At 73.0% G+C, this 16580-nt stretch carries 18 protein-coding genes; 6 read left to right on the forward strand and 12 right to left on the reverse strand.

Annotation, left to right across the window (positions count from 1 at the left end; all coding sequences use genetic code 11):
• Nucleotides 1-81: 81 nt before the first annotated feature.
• Nucleotides 82-702, reverse strand: a complete 621-nt coding sequence (locus tag AQI88_RS16910; RefSeq protein ID WP_066999300.1) for an L-threonylcarbamoyladenylate synthase — start codon at nucleotides 700-702, stop codon at nucleotides 82-84.
• A gap of 9 nt (nucleotides 703-711) precedes the next feature.
• Entirely contained in the window at nucleotides 712-834 is a 123-nt protein-coding gene (locus AQI88_RS48500; RefSeq protein ID WP_279616551.1) for a hypothetical protein, read from the reverse strand.
• Nucleotides 835-965: 131 nt separating this feature from the next.
• Between AQI88_RS48500 and AQI88_RS16915 the strand changes: the two genes are divergently transcribed.
• Entirely contained in the window at nucleotides 966-2507 is a 1542-nt protein-coding gene (locus AQI88_RS16915; RefSeq protein WP_067000010.1) for a helix-turn-helix domain-containing protein, read from the forward strand.
• A 118-nt stretch (nucleotides 2508-2625) separates the two neighbouring features.
• Here the strand turns inward: AQI88_RS16915 and AQI88_RS16920 are convergent, their stop codons facing one another.
• Together AQI88_RS16920 and AQI88_RS16925 are read right to left on the reverse strand one after the other, a co-directional pair.
• A complete protein-coding gene (locus tag AQI88_RS16920; protein WP_066999303.1) occupies nucleotides 2626-3858 on the reverse strand; it encodes a cytochrome P450 family protein in 1233 nt (410 codons plus the stop codon).
• A gap of 118 nt (nucleotides 3859-3976) precedes the next feature.
• Nucleotides 3977-5227 (reverse strand): serine hydrolase domain-containing protein, encoded by a 1251-nt coding sequence (locus AQI88_RS16925; RefSeq protein WP_066999306.1) that lies wholly within the window; start codon nucleotides 5225-5227, stop codon nucleotides 3977-3979.
• Nucleotides 5228-5490: 263 nt separating this feature from the next.
• Between AQI88_RS16925 and AQI88_RS16930 the strand changes: the two genes are divergently transcribed.
• Complete coding sequence (locus AQI88_RS16930; RefSeq protein ID WP_244184173.1) at nucleotides 5491-5730, forward strand: hypothetical protein; 240 nt, start codon at nucleotides 5491-5493, stop codon at nucleotides 5728-5730.
• 19 nt (nucleotides 5731-5749) lie between these two features.
• On the opposite strand, the gene AQI88_RS16935 is transcribed toward AQI88_RS16930, so the two are convergent.
• Nucleotides 5750-6217, reverse strand: coding sequence for a hypothetical protein (locus AQI88_RS16935; RefSeq protein WP_066999309.1), 468 nt, complete (start codon nucleotides 6215-6217; stop codon nucleotides 5750-5752).
• A gap of 234 nt (nucleotides 6218-6451) precedes the next feature.
• Nucleotides 6452-7558 carry a PP2C family protein-serine/threonine phosphatase gene (locus AQI88_RS16940; protein WP_066999312.1) on the reverse strand — a complete coding sequence of 369 codons (1107 nt, stop codon included), beginning with the start codon at nucleotides 7556-7558 and terminating at the stop codon, nucleotides 6452-6454.
• Nucleotides 7559-7811: 253 nt separating this feature from the next.
• Here AQI88_RS16940 and AQI88_RS16945 point away from each other — a divergent pair, with 253 nt between their 5' ends.
• A complete protein-coding gene (locus tag AQI88_RS16945) occupies nucleotides 7812-8720 on the forward strand; it encodes a GNAT family N-acetyltransferase (protein ID WP_066999315.1) in 909 nt (302 codons plus the stop codon).
• Between the two features lie 44 nt (nucleotides 8721-8764).
• Nucleotides 8765-9085, forward strand: coding sequence for a hypothetical protein (locus tag AQI88_RS16950; RefSeq protein WP_066999318.1), 321 nt, complete (start codon nucleotides 8765-8767; stop codon nucleotides 9083-9085).
• 21 nt (nucleotides 9086-9106) lie between these two features.
• Here AQI88_RS16950 and AQI88_RS16955 read toward each other — a convergent pair whose 3' ends face one another.
• From AQI88_RS16955 to AQI88_RS16970, 4 genes are all read right to left on the reverse strand, one after another.
• Nucleotides 9107-9997, reverse strand: coding sequence for a Gfo/Idh/MocA family protein (locus AQI88_RS16955; protein WP_066999321.1), 891 nt, complete (start codon nucleotides 9995-9997; stop codon nucleotides 9107-9109).
• 35 nt (nucleotides 9998-10032) lie between these two features.
• Nucleotides 10033-11016, reverse strand: coding sequence for an ATP-grasp ribosomal peptide maturase (gene tgmB / locus AQI88_RS16960; protein ID WP_066999323.1), 984 nt, complete (start codon nucleotides 11014-11016; stop codon nucleotides 10033-10035).
• Between the two features lie 17 nt (nucleotides 11017-11033).
• On the reverse strand, nucleotides 11034-11225 hold the full coding sequence (tgmA, locus tag AQI88_RS16965) for a putative ATP-grasp-modified RiPP (RefSeq protein ID WP_020938095.1): 192 nt from the start codon (nucleotides 11223-11225) through the stop codon (nucleotides 11034-11036).
• A 156-nt stretch (nucleotides 11226-11381) separates the two neighbouring features.
• A complete protein-coding gene (locus AQI88_RS16970; protein ID WP_066999326.1) occupies nucleotides 11382-12248 on the reverse strand; it encodes a fructosamine kinase family protein in 867 nt (288 codons plus the stop codon).
• Nucleotides 12249-12436: 188 nt separating this feature from the next.
• On the opposite strand from AQI88_RS16970, the gene AQI88_RS16975 reads away from it, so the two are divergent.
• Together AQI88_RS16975 and AQI88_RS16980 are read left to right on the forward strand one after the other, a co-directional pair.
• Nucleotides 12437-13147 carry a cyclodityrosine synthase gene (locus AQI88_RS16975; protein ID WP_244184174.1) on the forward strand — a complete coding sequence of 237 codons (711 nt, stop codon included), beginning with the start codon at nucleotides 12437-12439 and terminating at the stop codon, nucleotides 13145-13147.
• Nucleotides 13144-14352 (forward strand): cytochrome P450, encoded by a 1209-nt coding sequence (locus tag AQI88_RS16980; protein WP_066999329.1) that lies wholly within the window; start codon nucleotides 13144-13146, stop codon nucleotides 14350-14352. Before AQI88_RS16975 ends, AQI88_RS16980 begins: the two co-directional genes overlap by 4 nt.
• Nucleotides 14353-14427: 75 nt before the next feature.
• Here the strand turns inward: AQI88_RS16980 and AQI88_RS16985 are convergent, their stop codons facing one another.
• Both AQI88_RS16985 and AQI88_RS16990 read right to left on the reverse strand, forming a co-directional pair.
• Complete coding sequence (locus tag AQI88_RS16985; RefSeq protein ID WP_244184176.1) at nucleotides 14428-15279, reverse strand: SCO6745 family protein; 852 nt, start codon at nucleotides 15277-15279, stop codon at nucleotides 14428-14430.
• Between the two features lie 132 nt (nucleotides 15280-15411).
• Entirely contained in the window at nucleotides 15412-16470 is a 1059-nt protein-coding gene (locus AQI88_RS16990) for a Vgb family protein (protein WP_244184177.1), read from the reverse strand.
• Between the last annotated feature and the right edge of the window lie 110 nt (nucleotides 16471-16580).

Genomic DNA, 16580 nt, shown 5'->3' on the forward strand with positions numbered 1-16580 from the left:
CGGGAGGCGGGTGCCCCTCGGTGCTGCGTGTACGTCCCATGCTGCCACGCAAGATCCACACCGCCTGGCGGCCGCCCGGCGTCACTCGAACCGAGAGGTGTCCCCGGCGCCGCGCCGCACGATCTCCGCCTCGCCGCCGGAGAAGTCGACGACCGTGGTCGGCTCGGTGCCGCAGTCCCCGGAGTCGACCACCGCGTCCACCGCGTGGTCGAGCCGGTCCTTGATCTCCCAGCCCTGGGTCATCGGCTCCTCCTCGTCCGGCAGCAGCAGCGTGCTGGACAGCAGCGGCTCGCCCAGCTCGGCCAGCAGCGCCTGGGTGACCACATGGTCGGGGATGCGCACGCCCACGGTCTTCTTCTTCGGGTGCTGCAGCGTGCGCGGCACCTCGCGGGTGGCCGGGAGGATGAACGTGTAGCTGCCGGGAGTCGACGCCTTGATGGCCCGGAACACGTCGTTGTCGACGCGGACGAACTGGCCGAGCTGCGCGAAGTCCCGGCACATCAGCGTGAAGTGGTGCCGGTCGTCCAGATGGCGGATCGAGCGGATCCGGTCCATGCCGTCCCGGCTGCCCAGCCGGCAGCCCAGCGCGTAACAGGAGTCGGTCGGATATGCGATGAGTGCCCCCGACCGCACCGCGTCGGCGACCTGACCGATGCTGCGCGGCTGTGGGTTCTCGGGGTGCACGTCGAAGTACTTCGCCATCCGCCGAGCTTATGCCGTTCCCGGCTGCCGCACGCGCAGCCCCGGCGGGACGCCGGCCGCGTCGCCCCGGACCTCCCGCACCGCGAGCTGTCCGAGGAGCAGCTCAACCTGCTGCGGTACGTCGCCGAGCAAGGCTTCTCCACGGCGTCCACCTCAGTGGATCACTCAGCGTGCCCGCCCGTGCCCGGCATGGACGAGGGGGCATGTGGGGTAACGTCCAGGTCGAAAGCCGAGGTCAGCACGGAGACGAGGAGAAGGGCGACGTGGCCGGCCGAGCAGACGAGGGCCCCCACGCCCAGCAGCCGCACGACAACGACACCGCCTGGGCGCAGCAGTTGCTCGGCCAGCTGAGTCCCGCCGGCCGCGACCCGCGCCGGGTCGTCGCCTGGCTCGGGCGGACCGTCCGGGCGACGGTCTGCCTCCAGGACGCGCACGGCGGCCTCCTCGCCGGTGACCGCGTGCCGCTCGACGCCACCGTGCTGGCCGGCCTGGTCACCGGCCGCATCTCCGCGGCCGCCCTGCAGGACGGCGAACGCCACCTCCGTATGGTCGGGCTACCGCACCCCGAAGAGGGCCCGGCGGCGGGCGCGGTGCTGGCCGTGGCCCGCCCGGAACCCTTCGACCGGCGCGCGGCCGACATCGTGCACCACACCGCAGGCGTTCTCGAACTGCTGCTGAGGGAACGGAAACTGACGGAAGCCGGACAGCGGCTGCGGCGGGCCACCGCGGACCTGCGGCTGGCCATCCTGCAACTGCTGATGGTGGAGGACACCGTCTCCGCCCGCCGGGTCGCCGCGGGCCTGTGGCCGGGCCTGCTGGAGGAGGACACCGCCCGCGTGTACGTCGTCGAGGGATTCCCCGCCGCGCGGGACGCCCTCGCCGACGCCTGCGCGGACGCCATCGAGGGCCAGGCACTCGTCGTGCTCTGCCCCGCGGCGGACGGGCACGTCATCGTCGTCAGCCCCGCACCGGCGGCGCAGGAGCGGCTGCGCGCCCTGGTCGACGGCCGGCCGGGCACCTTCCTCGGCGGCAGCCTCCGCCAGCGCCTGGCCCGGACCGCCACCGCCTACGGGCAGGCCATCAGCGCCCTCGCCGTCGCCCGCTTCCGCCCCGACCAGACGGCCGTCTACGCCGAGCGCACCCACCCCCAACGGCTGATGGATCCGGACGCGCTGCGCGCCTGGTCCGCCGGCGTGCTGCGTCCCCTCGACACCCTGCCCCACCACATCCGTGCGGAACTGCTCGCCACCACCCGGCTGGGGCTGGAGTTCACCGCCGTGAGCGCGGCCAAGGTCCTCGGCGTCAGCCGCAACACCGTCCGCGCCCGCATGGACCGCGTCGAGGCCCTGCTCGGCACCGACTTCTCCGACCTCACCACCCGCGCAGCCGCCCACCTCGTGCTCAACACCGAAGCGGTGCAGGAGCCGTACGACTCCGGTGGCACGGCCCCGTACCCGCCGGCCCGGGCCGGGCTCGGCGAGCTGCTCGCCTCGACGGCGCTGCGTGCCTGGGCCCACGACCTGCTCGGCCGCCTGGACGCGGACGGCCGCGACCTGCGCCGCACCCTGCGCGCCTGGATCGCCGCGGACTCGAACGCCGAACGCGCGGCCCGGGACCTCGGCGTCCACGCCCAGACCGTGCGCGACCACGTCCGGGCCGCGGAACCCGTCCTGGAACGCCAGCTGCTGGCCCTGGGCAGCGATCTGTACGAGGTCGTCCTCGCCCATCTGGCCACCGGCGCCCTCACCGTGCCCGCGCTCGGCGGGGCGAAGCGGGGCCAACCGGACTCATCTGTGCACAGGTGAGTCCTCGCCCGTACCGAAAGGGCACCGGCGCGATACCCGAGGCCGTTCCACGCACGTAGGTTCAGCACTCCGCGGGGCACGACCGGAACGGGGGACCGGTCGGAGCCCCGCACGTGTCTCAGGTGCCCAGCCGGACCGGCACCTCCTGCCAGCCGTGGGCGATGAACGACGGTACATGCCGCAGTTCGTCGGCCCCCACGCCCAGGCGCAGTCCCGGAAAGCGGTCGAACAGCGCGGGCAGCGCCGTCAGCGCCTCCATGCGGGCCAGCGGAGCGCCGATGCAGCGGTGCACGCCGATGCCGAACGCCAGATGGTCGTCGGTGCCGCGCGCCGCGTCGAAACCGGCCGCGTCCGGCCCGTAGTGCGCCGGGTCCAGTCCGGCGCACGCGTACGTCGTGATGATCGCGTCCCCGGCCGGGATCGTCACCTCCCCGACCTTCAGGTCCGCCACCGCGAACCTGAGCGGCAGCGCGGCGATCGACGGGTGCACCCGCAGCGTCTCCTCGACCACCGCCCCCCAGCCGACCCGCCCGGAGCGCACCGCGGCCAGCTGCGCGGGGTGGGTCAGCAGCGCGACGACCGCGTTGCCGATGAGATTGACGGTCGTCTCGAACCCTGCGCCCACCACGAGCAGCAGGGTGTGCAGCAGTTCCTCGTCACAGAGCCGGTCGCCGTCCTCGTCCCGGACCCGGATCAGCTCCGTGGTGAGATCGTCACCCGGATCCTTCCGCCGGTGCGCGATCAGCGCCCCCAGCACCGTGCCGATCCGCTCCTGCACGGACGCCGCGCGCTCCGGGCTCGCATCGGACGTGTCGAAGATGTCGGCGATGAGACGTGCCGCGTCCTCGGACAACTCCTCGGGCACGCCGAGCAGTTCGCAGATCAAGCGCATGGGCAGCGGATGGGCGAGCCCGGCCCGCAGATCGACGGCACGGCCGTCCGCGCCCTCGGCCGCCAGCGCGTCCAGCAGCTCGGTGGTGATGGCCGCCACGCGCGGGCGCAGCACCTCGGTGCGCCGGTGCGTGAAACTCGGCGCCACCAGCTTGCGCAGCCTGGTGTGGTCGGGACCGTAGGCGGACAGCATGTTGACCAAGCCCACCCAGGTCACGATCCAGCTCCAGGCAGGGCGCTCACCGGTCTGCGGCCACAGCCGCCAGTGCCTGCGCGCGTCCTTGCTCACCAGGGGGTCGAGTATCAGTTCCTTGAGGACGTCGTACCCGGTGGGCGCCCAGGCGGGGATGGCGCCGGGCAGTTCCACAGGGACGACCGGGCCGAGGGCGCGCAGCCGGGCGCTCTCGGCCACGATGTCGGTGCCGAACGGGTCGAGCGGGATGCGGTCGGTGACGGGCACGACGGCTCTCCTGGCTGGTCGGCTCTCGCGAGGCGGTCACCGTCCAGTACACACCGTCATCGGCCGTGAGCGAACAGCGCGTCGCCCGGCCCGGCGGGAAACCGGCCGAGTCGAGACCTCACCTGGCCGCCGGCTCGGCCGGCAGGTTGAAGACGTGGTCGGGCGAGATGATCTTCGTGATCGCCTCGCCGAACAGGGTGCTCGGCTCCTGGCCGTTGTGGTCGATGTCGGTGTTGAGGAGCACCACGAGGGTCGCCTGGGCCGACGGGAGGTAGATGGTCAGGGCCTCGTAACCCGGCAGCGAGCCGTTGTGGCCGATCCAGCCCTGCACATCGAAGATGCCCAGCCCGTACCCCGCACCCGGGATCGGGGTCGCCGGTGTGATGAGCCGCTGCTTCTGCGTGGCGGGGCTGATCATCCGGCTGCCGTCCGGGAATTGGCCGGTGGCCACCGTACGGGCCCACACCCGCAGATCCTCCTGCTTCGAGATCATCGCCCCGGCCGCCCACCCCCAGGACGGGTTCCAGTCGGCCGCGTCCTCGACCTTGCCGTCGGCCGTCTGGTTCGTATAGCCCTGCGCGTGCGGGGTGGGGAACTCCGCGCCGGCCGGGAACAGCGTGTCCGTCATGCCGGCGGGGCCGAGGACGTGCTGCCGGATGTAGGCCCCGAGCTGCTGCCCGCTCTCCTTTTCGACCACCAGGCCCAGCAGGATGAGATTGGTGTTGCAGTAGAAGAACTTCTGTCCCGGCGGGAAGAGCACCGGGTGCTTGAAGGAGTAGCCGAGCAACTCCTGGGGTGTGAAGCTGCGTTGGGGATCGGACGTGAGCGCCTTGTAGAAGCCGTCGTCCTCGGAGTAGTTGAACAGCCCGCTGCGCATGCCCGCCAGCTGCCGGAGCGTGATCGTGTCTCCGTTGGGTACACCGTCGACGTACTTGCCGATCGGGTCGTCCAGACCGACCTTGCCCTGGTCCACCAGTTGCAGCAGCGCCGTCACGGTGAACATCTTGGTCTCGCTGCCGATCCGCATGTACAGGTTCGGCGTCATGTTCTGGCCGTTGCTCTTGTCGGCGACACCGTACGAACTGACGTAACTGCCCTGGTGCGGCGTCCAGATGCCGACCGTCACCCCGGGCACGTTCGCCTCGTGCATCACCTTCTGCACCGCGGCGTCGAGTTGGCGGGCCACGTCGGGGGTGAGGGTACGGACGTCCGTCCCCGAAGGGGAGGGGCTGGGCGAGTCGGTGGCGAACGCGGCGGGCGCAGACACCGAGGCCGCCCCGGTGGGAGCGCCGGCGAGCGGCACCATCAGCGTCCCCGCCGCGACGGCGGCCGCGGCCCCCCTGCGCAGGCGTGCGGACGAATGCGACATGGGCTGACTCCAAGCACGTGATGAGGTGAACGTGCGGTGGGCGAGACGTCGGAGCCCTGTCCGTCCAGCATAGAAGCGCGCACCCCACGGCGCCTCTCGGCCGCGGGCGCCCCGGCGCCGGCACTCGTCGCGACGGTGGGCATCCTGCTACGGGATGTTTGTCGGACGGGCGGAAGGCCTCGTTCGAGGGGTGCGCTCACCCGACCCGGTGAGCGGGCGGGGCGGGGCGTACACCACCGGCGCGTCCCGGACGTTGCCCGGGCATGAACCGTATGGACCGCAAGGCCCCGATGGACCAGACGACATCGCTCCTCTTCAAGCGCCTGAGCGACTTCGAGACCGCCCCGCGCGTCCGCACCGAAGCGGCCGGCGCCCTCAGAAGCCGCGAGCCGATCTACGCCCAGCTCGTCGAGGAGTGGCGGGCACAGGGACGGACGGTCCCCGCCGAACCGGACGGCCTGTGGGCCTCCTTGGCAGGGCTCGCGCTGCGCACCCGGCCCTAGTGATCCTGCCCCGCTCCCGTCACTGCCCGCACAGCGGCGCAAGCACCGTCAGCGTGCCGTTGGCCTGCCGCAGCGCCGCCTCCAGGGTGCCGGGCGTGTGCAGTGCGCCGGTGCCGTCCGGCGGGACCAGCCACTCCAGGAAGCGGGCGGGCCGGTACGGCGGCGGTACGGCGACCCAGGACCCCTTGGTCGCGTACCGCAGGCCGGCGCCGACCCAGCCCCCGGACGGGTCCGGTGGCAGGAAGAACCCGACCCGCCCCGCGGCGGTGTCCACCAGGGTCGGCCCCGGCACGGGCAGCGAGGGCCGCCACAGCAGGTCCAGGGTGAGCAGGCCGAGCCGGTCGGGAACGCTCAGGACGTCCCAGAAGCGGCCCGCCTCCAGCAGTGCGACGCCGTCGCCGTGGTCCCACGCCCATTTGCATGCGCGCGGATCCGCCGCCGCCGCGGCCAGCCACTCCACGCCCCGCATCCACATCGTGTTCGTCATGCACTGCTCCGGGTGATCCTCGTTCGCCTGACACGAGGGCGGACAATGGCCGTGACCGGGCACTCGGTACGTCTGCACGCCAACCCGGCATATGCATGCTGGTAGATATTTCTATCTGGCGGAAGGGGTGGCGCACCCTGGCGTTTGAGCCACCGCGTGTCTTCCGGCCCGCGAGGGCGCCGAGGCCGGACGTGGGATGTGGGCTGACGGGCGTGCCGGGGACCGGCGGCGCGGTCAGGTGACCGCCGGGCCGGGCGCCAGGACGAGCAGGGTGGCGTCGTCGCGCACCTCGTAGTGCCGTTGCCCGAGGTCCCCCCACACGGCGCCGGCCAGTTCGGCGGAGGCCGTGTCCGCGAAGGCGGCCAGCCGCTCGGACAGCGGATAGAAGCCGCCGCAGGCGTCCCGGGCCTCCCAGACGCCGTCGGAGGCCAGCAGCAGGCGGTCGCCCGGCCCCAGCGGCACGGTGACCGCCTTCGGCGGATCGACGCCGACCAGTCCGAGGCCCAGCGGAGCGGCCCCCGCGACGGTCAGCTCCTCGGCCCGCCCGTCGTGCAGCAGCACCGGTGCCGGATGCCCGCAGGCGACCACCCGCACCGCACGCGCGTCGGCCGCGAACTCCAGCAGGACCGCCGTCGCGAACAACTCGCCGTGCCGCACACCCGCGGAGTCCACCGCCAGCCTGCGGTCCATCCGGGCCGCGACCGACTCCAGGTCCGGCTGGTCCAGCACCGCCTCCCGGAACGCGCCCAGCAGCGACACCACGGTCACGACCGCCGACAGCCCGTGCCCCCGCACGTCCCCCATCACCGCGCGGACGCCGTACGGCCCCTCCCGCACATCGAAGAAGTCCCCGCCGACCAGCGTCCCGTCCTCGGCGGCCCGGTAGAAGCCCGCGCACCCGACCCGCCCGACGCGCTCCGGCAGCGGCGGCATCACGGCCCGCTGCACGGCCTCCCCGATCGCGCGCTCCGTGTCCAGCTGGGCGTCCCGGCGGCTGCGCACATAGGACACGAACACACTCAGCACGGCGACGAACACGATGGTGAGCAGATCGGTGTTGCCGGGCCGGTTCAGATGGGTGGCCGGCACGTTCAGCACCACGACGACCAGCGCGCCCAGGACGGCGGTGGCCAGCGGACCGTACGACAGGACGGCGAGCGGCGGGATCGCGCCCAGCAGGAATCCGAGATCGCGCGCGTCCGGAGTGGCGAGCGTGGCCACGGTCACCGCCACGAGCAGCAGCACCGGCAGCATCCGCACCCACCGCGGCGGTGGTGCGCCCCGCAGCCAGCCGCGCTCCTCCCGGTTCCCACGCGACGACCAGCCGCGCACCGATTTCACACCCCCACGCTACGCCGCGACCGGGAGCGCAGCCTCCTCCCCGCCCCGGCTCCGGGCCTCCGTGCGCGCACCCCGAAAACCGGTCGACGCCGGTGTGCCCGTCCGCCTAGCGTGTGTGCCACGCCCGAGACGGACGGAAGGAGGCGAGCATGCAGTCCACCATCAGCCAGTGCTCCCCCCTCCCCGTTCCGCGGGCGTGCCACGTCTGACCCGACCGGGAGCGCTCCACGCAGCACGCATCCCGGAGGAATCCATGACCGGTCTGGTCATCCGCACGCTCGACGAGAGCAGTGCTCACCTTTTCGACGCCCTGCCCGACCCGCTGGGCCTGGGCGAGCGGCACCGGCAGACCCGGTTCCGCCCCGACTGGAAGCGGGTCGCCCTGCGCGACGGCCGGGTCGTGGCCCGCGCCGCCTGGTGGGCCCGGCCCGAGGACCCCGAGCCGCTCCTCGTCAACTGGTTCGACGTGGCCGAGGGCGAGGCGGAGGCCGGAGCCGAACTCCTGCGCACGGCGCCCTGGCACCCCGAGGAACTCGAGCTCGACCTGCCCGCCGGCTGGCGTGACGTCTCCGGCCTGCCGGCCGCCGTCGGCACCCGCACCGCCGCCGCCCGCAAGGCCGGATACGAACCGCTGGTGGAACGCTTCCTGTACCGCTGGACCCCGGACCACGGCCTGCCCGAGCGCCCGGGACGCCTCACCTTCTCCACCGAGCCGGACGACACCGTCTTCTTCGACGCCCTGCGCCGCATCCACTCCGTCACCCTGGACGCCCACGCCCGCCGGGCCATCGAGCACGGCGGAGTGGACCAGGCGGCCCAGGAGGAGCTCGACGTCTTCCGCTGGTTCCCGTCACCGCGCGCATGGTGGCAGCTCGCCCGCACGCCCGGGGGCGAGATCGCCGGCATCCACATCCCCGCCCGCAACCCGTCCGGACCGTGCGTCGGCTTCATCGGCGTCCTGCCGGAACACCGCGGCCACGGCTACGCCTACGATCTCCTCGCCGAGTGCACCCACTTCCTCGCCGAACGCGGCGCCGAGTTCATCGCCGGCGCCACCGACCAGGGCAACTTCCCGATGGCCGCGCACTTCACCCGGGCCGGATACCCCGTCGTACGGGAGCGCGTCACCTTCTGGGCCGACCGCGTTGTCAGTGCCGGGTGACATGCTGAAGGGGTGATCGACGGCGGCGGAACGGGGGAGGGGCCATGGGCTTCGACGGCGAGGTGTGGCGGGTGCGCGCCGGGAAGGACCCCGTCGGCGAGATCCTGATCGACGAGGCCGACTTCCCCTGGCTGTCGGGGAGGTTCACCGCGGGCCCCGGCTTCGCCGCCGTACGGGACCTCTTCGCCCGTGAGCTCGCGCTCATGGAGGAGGAGAGCTGGGAGGACTGGGAGTCCGCGTACGACGAGATACGGCGCCGTGTCGAAATGTCCTCGCCGGACGGCCCGGTCCCCGAGTTCCTGCTGCACATCGAGGGGGAGCGGGCGTGGTTCCGGTGGAGCGACGAGCCGTTCGAGGACGCCTAGCCGGCCCGGGCGGCGGTGGGGCTAGTCGGACGGGCTCCCGGTCAACCGGGCCTGGGCCGCCGCCAGGATCTCGGTGACCCGTACACCGAACGCGGCGTCGCAGGCGTGCGGGCGGCCGGTGCGCGCCGCGGTCGCCAGGGCGTCCGCGGCGCGGCCGAGGGCGGGGACCGCGCCCTCGGAACTGCCCGGGAGCACCGACACCCCGGCCTCGCCCCGCAGCTCGACGTCGGCCCCGGCCGCCGCGGGCGGCGCCGTCAGGCTCAGCGTGAGCGTGCTCGACGCCCCGGTGGCATGGTCGAGGACCAGATGCACGGTGTCCGAGGGGCCGTACGCCGCCGCCAGGACCTGCCGTACGTCACCGAGGACCGGCAGGAGGACCGACAGCGCGTGCGGCCCGACGTCCCACAGCGCGCCCTTCTCCCGCCGCCACGGCGAGGCCGCGAACGGGCTGTCGCTCGTGAACACCGCCCCGAGCCACTGCGCCCGCGCCGTGAACCAGCCCGCCACGGCGGCCTGTTCGTCGATCCAGGCCTCCGGCTCCTTCTGGAAGCGGGCGGTGAAGAACACCACCGAGGCCACCTGGGCCCGTTCAGCCGCCTCGGCGACGGCCCGCGCCTCGGCGACCCCCACCGCCAGGGGCTTGTCCAGCAACAGATGACGGCCGGCCCGCGCCGCCCGCACCGCCAACTCGGCCTGCACGGAAGGCGGCAGCGCCACCGCCACCGCGTCCACGTCGGCCAGCAGCGCGTCCACGTCGTCGTAGGCCCGGACGCCGTACTGCTCCGCCAGCGCGGTCGCCGCCTGCGGGCGGCGGCCCCACACCCCGGTGAAGTCCAGGCCGGTGTGCCCGGCGAGGGCGGGAGCGTAGGCCGCCCGGGCCCACGGGCCCGTTCCGAGCAGTCCGATGCGCATGTCGCGTTCCCTTCTCCGAACCGGAGGCCGCAGCCTCACGATGCCGTGTTCCGGTCGCCGTTGTCGTACGGCTGCGCCGTCTTCCCGTCCCCCGCCAGCCACCGGGCGATGGTCTCGGCGATCGGCAGGCCGGTGTCCATCTCCACGAAGCCGAACTGGCCCGACTGGTTGCACTCCAGGAACCACCAGATTCCATCCGTGTCCTCCGCGAAGTCGAAGGCGCCGTAGGCCAGTTCGGCGTCCGTCATATAGCGGTGGACGGCCTCGGCGACGCGCGGGGGCACCTGCGCCGGGAGCCAGGGGGAGACGGACGGGGCGAAGCGGACGTCCACGTCGTCGGGGTGGGCGTCCGGGTCGGCCGGTTTGCGCGCGGCCAGCAGCCGGTCGCCGACGACCGTGAGCCGGATGTCGGCCCGTTTGGGGATCCGGCGCTGCAACAGGGTCGGGCCGAAGGCGACGGCGGCGAAGTCGGCGTCCGGCGCGACCCGGCTGGTGGGCACCGCCCGCGGCGGCTCCTGCGGATGGGCGCCGGAGACGGGCTTGACCACCAGGTCCGGGAAGCGGTCGGCGAACTCCCGGGCCGCCTGCGGAAACGTCGTGATCAGCGTGGCCGGCACCGCGAGCCCGCTGTCCTGGGCGAGCCGCAGCTGCCAGGGCTTGTGGCGGGCACGGCGGGCCGCGTCCGGGTGGTTCATCCAGCGTGCGTCCGTACAACGCAGCATGCCGTACAGCGCCTGGGACGACTCCTCCGTCAGCCAGGCCGAGGGCTGGGCGGCACGGGCGGCAGGCTCTCCCGGCCTGCGCACCCAGATGGAGCGCAGGCCGTTCATGCTCACCAGGCGCCCGCCGACGGACAGGTGCCCGCGGCTGGCGCCCTGCACGTACTCGCCCGACAGGGCCACTCCGTTGGTGAGGTCGGCGGGGTCGAGCCGGACCACGGGCACGCCCGCCTCGCCCAGCCGGAGGACCACCATGTCCGCCGTCACGTCCTCTTCACTGGTCACGATGAGCACGGTCATCTTCCGTAGGCCCGCGGTCAGTCGTCGAAGTGCGTCTTGGACCCGGCCGTGGAGGTCGTTGTCCCCAGTGCCCTCAGGGTCGCGTGGTCGGTGGCGGCGATCCGGCCGTCCGGGAGGACGTTCAACTGCAGTCCGGAGTCGTACGCGTACGGAGTGGTGACGTCCAACTGCACAGCGGGGCGCGCGTAGTTGAGCGTGAACGGTTGCATGGTCTCTCCCTGATTCGGCTTTCACGTCCTTATACGAATCGAACGGGTGATTGGTTTCCTTACGCTCCGTAATCATGGTCTGGAGCGGGGGCGTTGGGGGCGTCGGGTAATAGGACGCCGATGGAGGCTGCGAGGCTGCGCCGTGGCGCCGCCGATTCATCCCGCGAGGGCGTCGCGGGCCGCGGCGAGGGCCTGCCCGGCATAGCCGCGGCCGAAGAGCACCGCATGCACCAGGAGCGGGAAGAGCTGGTGCAGGCCGATGCGCCGCTGCCAGCCCTCGGCCAGCGGCGCCGCTTCGCGGTATCCGGCCAGCACCCGGTCCACGTGGGGGCAGCCGAACAGCTGGAGCATCGCCAGGTCGGTCTCCCGGTGCCCGCCGTGCGCGGCCGGGTCGATGAGCCGGACCTCCCCGTCGGCGCCCCACAGCACGTTGCCGTTCCACAGGTCGCCGTGCAGCCGCGCGGGCGGCTCGGCCGGACCGGCGAGATCAGGCAGCCGCTCGCAGACCCGCTCGATCACCGTGGCCTCACCGGGCCGCACGGTGCCGGCGTCGACGGCGCCGCGCAGGTACGGCAGTACGCGGTGCTCGGCGTACCAGTGCGGCCAGTCGGTTCCCGGTGCGTTGCGCATGGGTGCGAGGCCGATGTACGCCTCCTCGGGCCCGCCGGGCGGCGGCGCGCCGAAGGCGGGTGCTCCGGCGGCGTGCAGGGCCGCCAGGGCATGGCCGAAACGCAGTGCCGCCGCGCCGTCGGGATGCCCGGTCGGCACGCGCTCGGTGACCATCCACCGCTCGTCGTGGCCGAGCACCGCCGGCACCCGGACCGCGTCCGCCGCGCCGAGCCAGTACAGCCCGGCCACCTCCGCGCGTACGGCGCCGGGAGCGTCGCCGCGCTTGACCATCACCACCGTCCCGCCCTCGAGCGTCACTTCGGCGGGCGAGGCGGACGCCGCCCGCGACCCCGTGACCCGGCGCCCGGTGAGCCGGGACGCCGCCTGTCCTGGATCTTCGCCTCGGTTGACCACGGCCCCAGCGTACGACCGGCACCTGAGGCTCTTCTGAGGGAACTTCGACCGTTGATACGACTGTTTTCAGCCAAACCCAGGCAGTAACTACCCGTGTTGACTTCGTACGACTAGCGTGAGGGCGCCGCATCGCCACACCAGGGGCACAGGGCCCTCTCGGGACTAGCGCGCGGCGGAGGGTTTCCCCTTTGACCACAGCATCCGTGCTGATGGCCGACGTCTTCGAGGTTCAGCCCTACACCTCCCACTGCGAAGTCATCTTCGGCGAGGGTGCACACGCTGTCATCGGCGTGTCCCCGGGCAACAGCTACTTTTCCGCCCAACGCCTGCACGACCTCGCCCGCTGGGGGCTGGACCACTTCGAAAGGGTCGATTTCGTCTACACCGACCTGTACGTGGCCGAGATGTACGAGGCGTCCGGCTACGCGCCGGACGAGGCCCGCCGCAAGGCCGTGAAGAACCTGCGGGGCGTGCGCGCGAAGGTCCGCGACGCGGTCTGCGCGACCGACCCGGAGGGCAAGCGGCTCGACTGGCAGCCGATGTCGGCCTTCCGTACCAACCCCGCCTACCAGGAGATCCACCGGCAGCTGAAGAACCGGCTGCAGGCGGACGGCGACTTCCGGGCCGTCTGCAACGCCCTGGTGAGCCGCTTCCTGGCGGCCCGCGGCGAGGCGGCGAGCGAAGAGCAGCGCACCGTGTGCCTGGAGTACGTGTGCGCCGAGGCCCCGCTCTTCCTCGACACCCCCGCCATCCTCAAGGTTCCGTCCTCGCTCAACTGCTACCACCAACTGCTGCCGATGGCCGAGCTGTTGTACTCCCGTGGCGCCGGTCTGCGCGCCTCCCGCAACCAGGGCCACGCCATCGTGACGCCCGCCGCCCCCGAAGGAGCCGCGGCATGACCACCGCCCCCGACTTCCGCACCGACCCACCCCTGCTGGACTTCCCCTTCTCCTGGGACGGCACCCGCGTTCCTGCCGAGATCGAGGACCTGCGCGCCGCCACCCCCGTACGGCGCGTGCGGACCATCGCCGGCGACGAGGCCTGGCTGGTCTCCTCCTATGAGCTGTGCCAGCAGGTCCTGAAGGACGACCGTTTCTCCCTCAAGGACACCTCCGCGCCCGGCGTGCCGCGCCAGTACGCGCTCACGATCCCGCCCGAGGTCGTGAACAACATGGGCAACATCACCGGGGCGGGGCTGCGCCGGGCGGTGATGAAGGCGCTCAACCCCAAGGCGCCCGGCCTGACGGACTGGCTGCGCGCCGAGGCCCACCGTCTGGTCGACCTGATGGAGGCCGACGGCCCGACGGCGGATCTGCGCGGGGCGTTCTGCGAGCCGTACTCGGCGGGCATGCACTGCCGCATGCTCGGCATCCCGCAGACCGAGGCCCCGGCCTTCCTGCGCAGCCTCGACATCGCCTTCATGAACGCGCCGTGCCCGGTCACCGGCGCGAAGATCAACTGGGACCGGGACATCGCCCGGATGTCCGCCCTGCTGGACGACCCGGCCACCCACGGCCTGATGGGCGAACTCGCCGCCCTGCGCGACGATCCCGAGTACGCCCACCTGAGCGACGAGATGCTGGCCACCGTCGGCGTCACCATGTTCGGCGCCGGCACCATCTCCACCTCGGGCTTCCTCGCCATGGCCCTGGTCTACCTGCTCACCCACCCCATCGCACGGGACCTGCTCCGGGACCGCCCCGACCTGACCGGACCGGGCGTGGAGGAACTGCTGCGGGTGAACCTCTCCATCGGCGACGCCCTGCCGCGCCTCGCCCTGGAGGACGTCCGGCTCGGCGACGTGGAGGTCCGCACGGGCGAACTGGTCCTGGTCCTGGTGGAGGGCGCGAACCTCGACCCGGAGAAGTTCCCCGACCCGCACCGCTTCGACGTCCACCGTGACAACACCGCCGACCACCTCTCCTTCGGCGGCGGCGCCCACTACTGCCCCGCGACCGCCCTGGGCCGCGTGCATGCCCGGATCGCCCTGGAGGTCCTGCTCGACCGCCTGCCGGACCTCGCGCTCGCCGTGCCGCCCGGCCAACTGGTGTGGCGCACCGGGTTCATGAAGCGGATCCCCGAACGGCTGCCGGTGACCTGGTAGCCCGAAGGCGCTCCGTACGTCCGTACGGCGTCCCGGCCCGGCACCCCGGGCGGGGACGCCGACGTACGAAAGCCCTCACCGACCGGCGAGCCGCTGTCCGGTCAGTCCCACCGGGTTGCCGGGCGGCAGCAGCCCCGCGCCCCCGACCGCACGGGCCAGCGGCTCCAGCAGCTCGGCGAGGCGTGCGGTGCGCTCCGCGCCGAGCGCGGTCCACGGGCGCTCGGCCGCCTCGTCCGTCCGGGTCTCGATCAGCGCGCGCCCGGCCACGCCCGCACGGGTCAGCGATCCGTCCCCGGCGAGGAAGCCGCGCTCGCGCAGGGCGGCCTCGGCGGCCGTCCAGTCCTCCGGCTCCCACTGGCGGGTCTCGCGCAGGAACGACCCGTCCGACTCCCCGGCGGCCGCCTTGAGCACCATGGCCTCGACGGGCCCGATGCCCAGGCCCACCAGGACCGCGACATGCCCGTCGCCCCGGTGCTCGCGCAACGTCGTCAGGGCCTGCCACAGCCGCACGGCCGGCCGCTCGGGCCGCTCCAGCGCCTGGTTCGCGGCGGCCAGTACCCGCCCCGGTGTGTCCGCCGCGGCCGCCGCCTCCCACGCGAGATCGGCCGCCTCCGCAAGCCGTGCCGACTCCACCGCCTCCGGCCCGAACACGCGGGTCATCGCCACGTCCATGGCCTCCCACCGGGCCGCCAGCACATCCGCCGGAGCCGCGTACCCCCACGCGTCGGGCAGGGCACGGGCCACCCGGGCGGGATGGAAGACGTAGAAACAACTCGTCACCACATCCGGGGACACCGCGCCCAGCGGAGCCGCCCGCAGCGCGAAGTACCCCATCCAGAACCCGCGCATCCCGAGCCGGTCCGCCGCCTGCCGTGCCTCGGGTGCGAAGTACACGAGATCGTGCACCGGCTCGAACCGCTCCCACATCCTCCGTGCCGTCCCGCCCGCCACTGCTTCCTCCCACCGCGTCGGCCTGTCCCGCTGTCGGCACCAGCCTGCGTTATGACCTCTGTCATAACAAGCGGTGTGGCTGATTTTCGCCCTCCTGCGGCCGGGCGATCACCGGGGCAGGGTCCGAAGGTGGCCGACGGCATTGCCGAACAGCTCGGTGAACCACATTCCGCGACCGGGACCCGCGGTGATCCGGAACGGCACCCTGTCCGCCCCCTCCTTCACCGGGAAGGTGGTGATCGTCCCCTTCGCGCCGACCCGCCCGACCCGGCCGGCCTGGTCGGCGTACCACACCCGGCCGTCCGGCCCGAGGGCGATGCCGCTCGGGCCGCTGTCCGGGTCGGGCAGCGGGAACCGGGTGACGCGTCCGGCGTGGTCGATCCGGGCGACCGCGTTCGCATCGGACGCCGTGAACCACATCCCGCCCGGGCCGGAGACGATCGCCTCGGGGAAGCCGGAGCCACCGGGCAGCGGGAACTCGGTGATCCGGCCGGTGCGGTCGATCCGCCCGATCCTTGCGCCGGTCAGCTCGGTGAACCACAGGGCGCCGTCCGCGCCCGCCGCGATGGAGCAGGGGGAGGCGCTCGGGGCCGGGACCGGGTACTCGGTGATGTGGCCGGCGGTGGTGATCCGGCCGATCCTGTTGCCGCTCTCCTCGGTGAACCACAGGGCACCGTCCGCTCCGGCCGCGATCCCGGCCGGGAAGCTGTCCGCCGTCGGCACCGGGAACTCCGTGAGGTGTCCGGCGGTGGTGATCCGGCCGATCCTGTTCGCGTTCCCCTCGGTGAACCACAGCGCGCGGTCGGGGCCCGCCGTGATGGCGAAGGGGAGGCTGGCCGGGCTTGAGGTGGGGAAGTCGGTCAGCCTGCCGTCGACGGTGATCCGTCCGATCCGGCCGACTCCGGACGCCGCGAACCACAGCGCTCCGTCCGGTCCGGCGGTGATGCCGGCCGGGAGAGTGCCGGCCGCGGTCGTGATCGGATACTCCGTCACCTCGCCGACATCGGCCCGGGCCGGGACGGCGACGGCGGTGACCCCGGTCAGGGCGCCCAGAAAGGCCGTGAGGAGGCGGCGGGTTGCGCGCCCGAGCTTGGCTGCGCCGGACATGGGCGGCCCCTTCTCGGCGGGGCGGGGGGTCAGGGACACCGCCGGTATGTGATGGATCATCGGCTTTCAGGCTATGGGTGCCCGCTCCGTCGTACGACTGAATCGGCCTGGACGAGGGACGGGTCAGGGTGCGGCCCGCAGCTGACCGATGCTCAGCGCGATCAGCAGCC

It is taken from the genome of Streptomyces cellostaticus, assembly GCF_001513965.1.
Taxonomy (GTDB): Bacteria; Actinomycetota; Actinomycetes; order Streptomycetales; family Streptomycetaceae; genus Streptomyces; species Streptomyces cellostaticus.

What these genes read in the sequence shown, in the direction of transcription:
- AQI88_RS16985 (WP_244184176.1), bottom strand. Translation starts at nt 15,279, where the DNA reads ATGTGGGAGCGGTTCGAGCCGGTGCACGATCTCGTGTACTTCGCACCC.
- tgmB (WP_066999323.1), bottom strand. Translation starts at nt 11,016, where the DNA reads ATGACCGTGCTCATCGTGACCAGTGAAGAGGACGTGACGGCGGACATG.
- AQI88_RS16950 (WP_066999318.1), top strand. Translation starts at nt 8,765, where the DNA reads ATGGGCTTCGACGGCGAGGTGTGGCGGGTGCGCGCCGGGAAGGACCCC.
- AQI88_RS16910 (WP_066999300.1), bottom strand. Translation starts at nt 702, where the DNA reads ATGGCGAAGTACTTCGACGTGCACCCCGAGAACCCACAGCCGCGCAGC.
- AQI88_RS16990 (WP_244184177.1), bottom strand. Translation starts at nt 16,470, where the DNA reads ATGATCCATCACATACCGGCGGTGTCCCTGACCCCCCGCCCCGCCGAG.
- AQI88_RS16935 (WP_066999309.1), bottom strand. Translation starts at nt 6,217, where the DNA reads ATGACGAACACGATGTGGATGCGGGGCGTGGAGTGGCTGGCCGCGGCG.
- AQI88_RS16980 (WP_066999329.1), top strand. Translation starts at nt 13,144, where the DNA reads ATGACCACCGCCCCCGACTTCCGCACCGACCCACCCCTGCTGGACTTC.
- AQI88_RS16925 (WP_066999306.1), bottom strand. Translation starts at nt 5,227, where the DNA reads ATGTCGCATTCGTCCGCACGCCTGCGCAGGGGGGCCGCGGCCGCCGTC.
- AQI88_RS16945 (WP_066999315.1), top strand. Translation starts at nt 7,812, where the DNA reads ATGACCGGTCTGGTCATCCGCACGCTCGACGAGAGCAGTGCTCACCTT.
- AQI88_RS16955 (WP_066999321.1), bottom strand. Translation starts at nt 9,997, where the DNA reads ATGCGCATCGGACTGCTCGGAACGGGCCCGTGGGCCCGGGCGGCCTAC.
- AQI88_RS16930 (WP_244184173.1), top strand. Translation starts at nt 5,491, where the DNA reads ATGAACCGTATGGACCGCAAGGCCCCGATGGACCAGACGACATCGCTC.
- tgmA (WP_020938095.1), bottom strand. Translation starts at nt 11,225, where the DNA reads ATGCAACCGTTCACGCTCAACTACGCGCGCCCCGCTGTGCAGTTGGAC.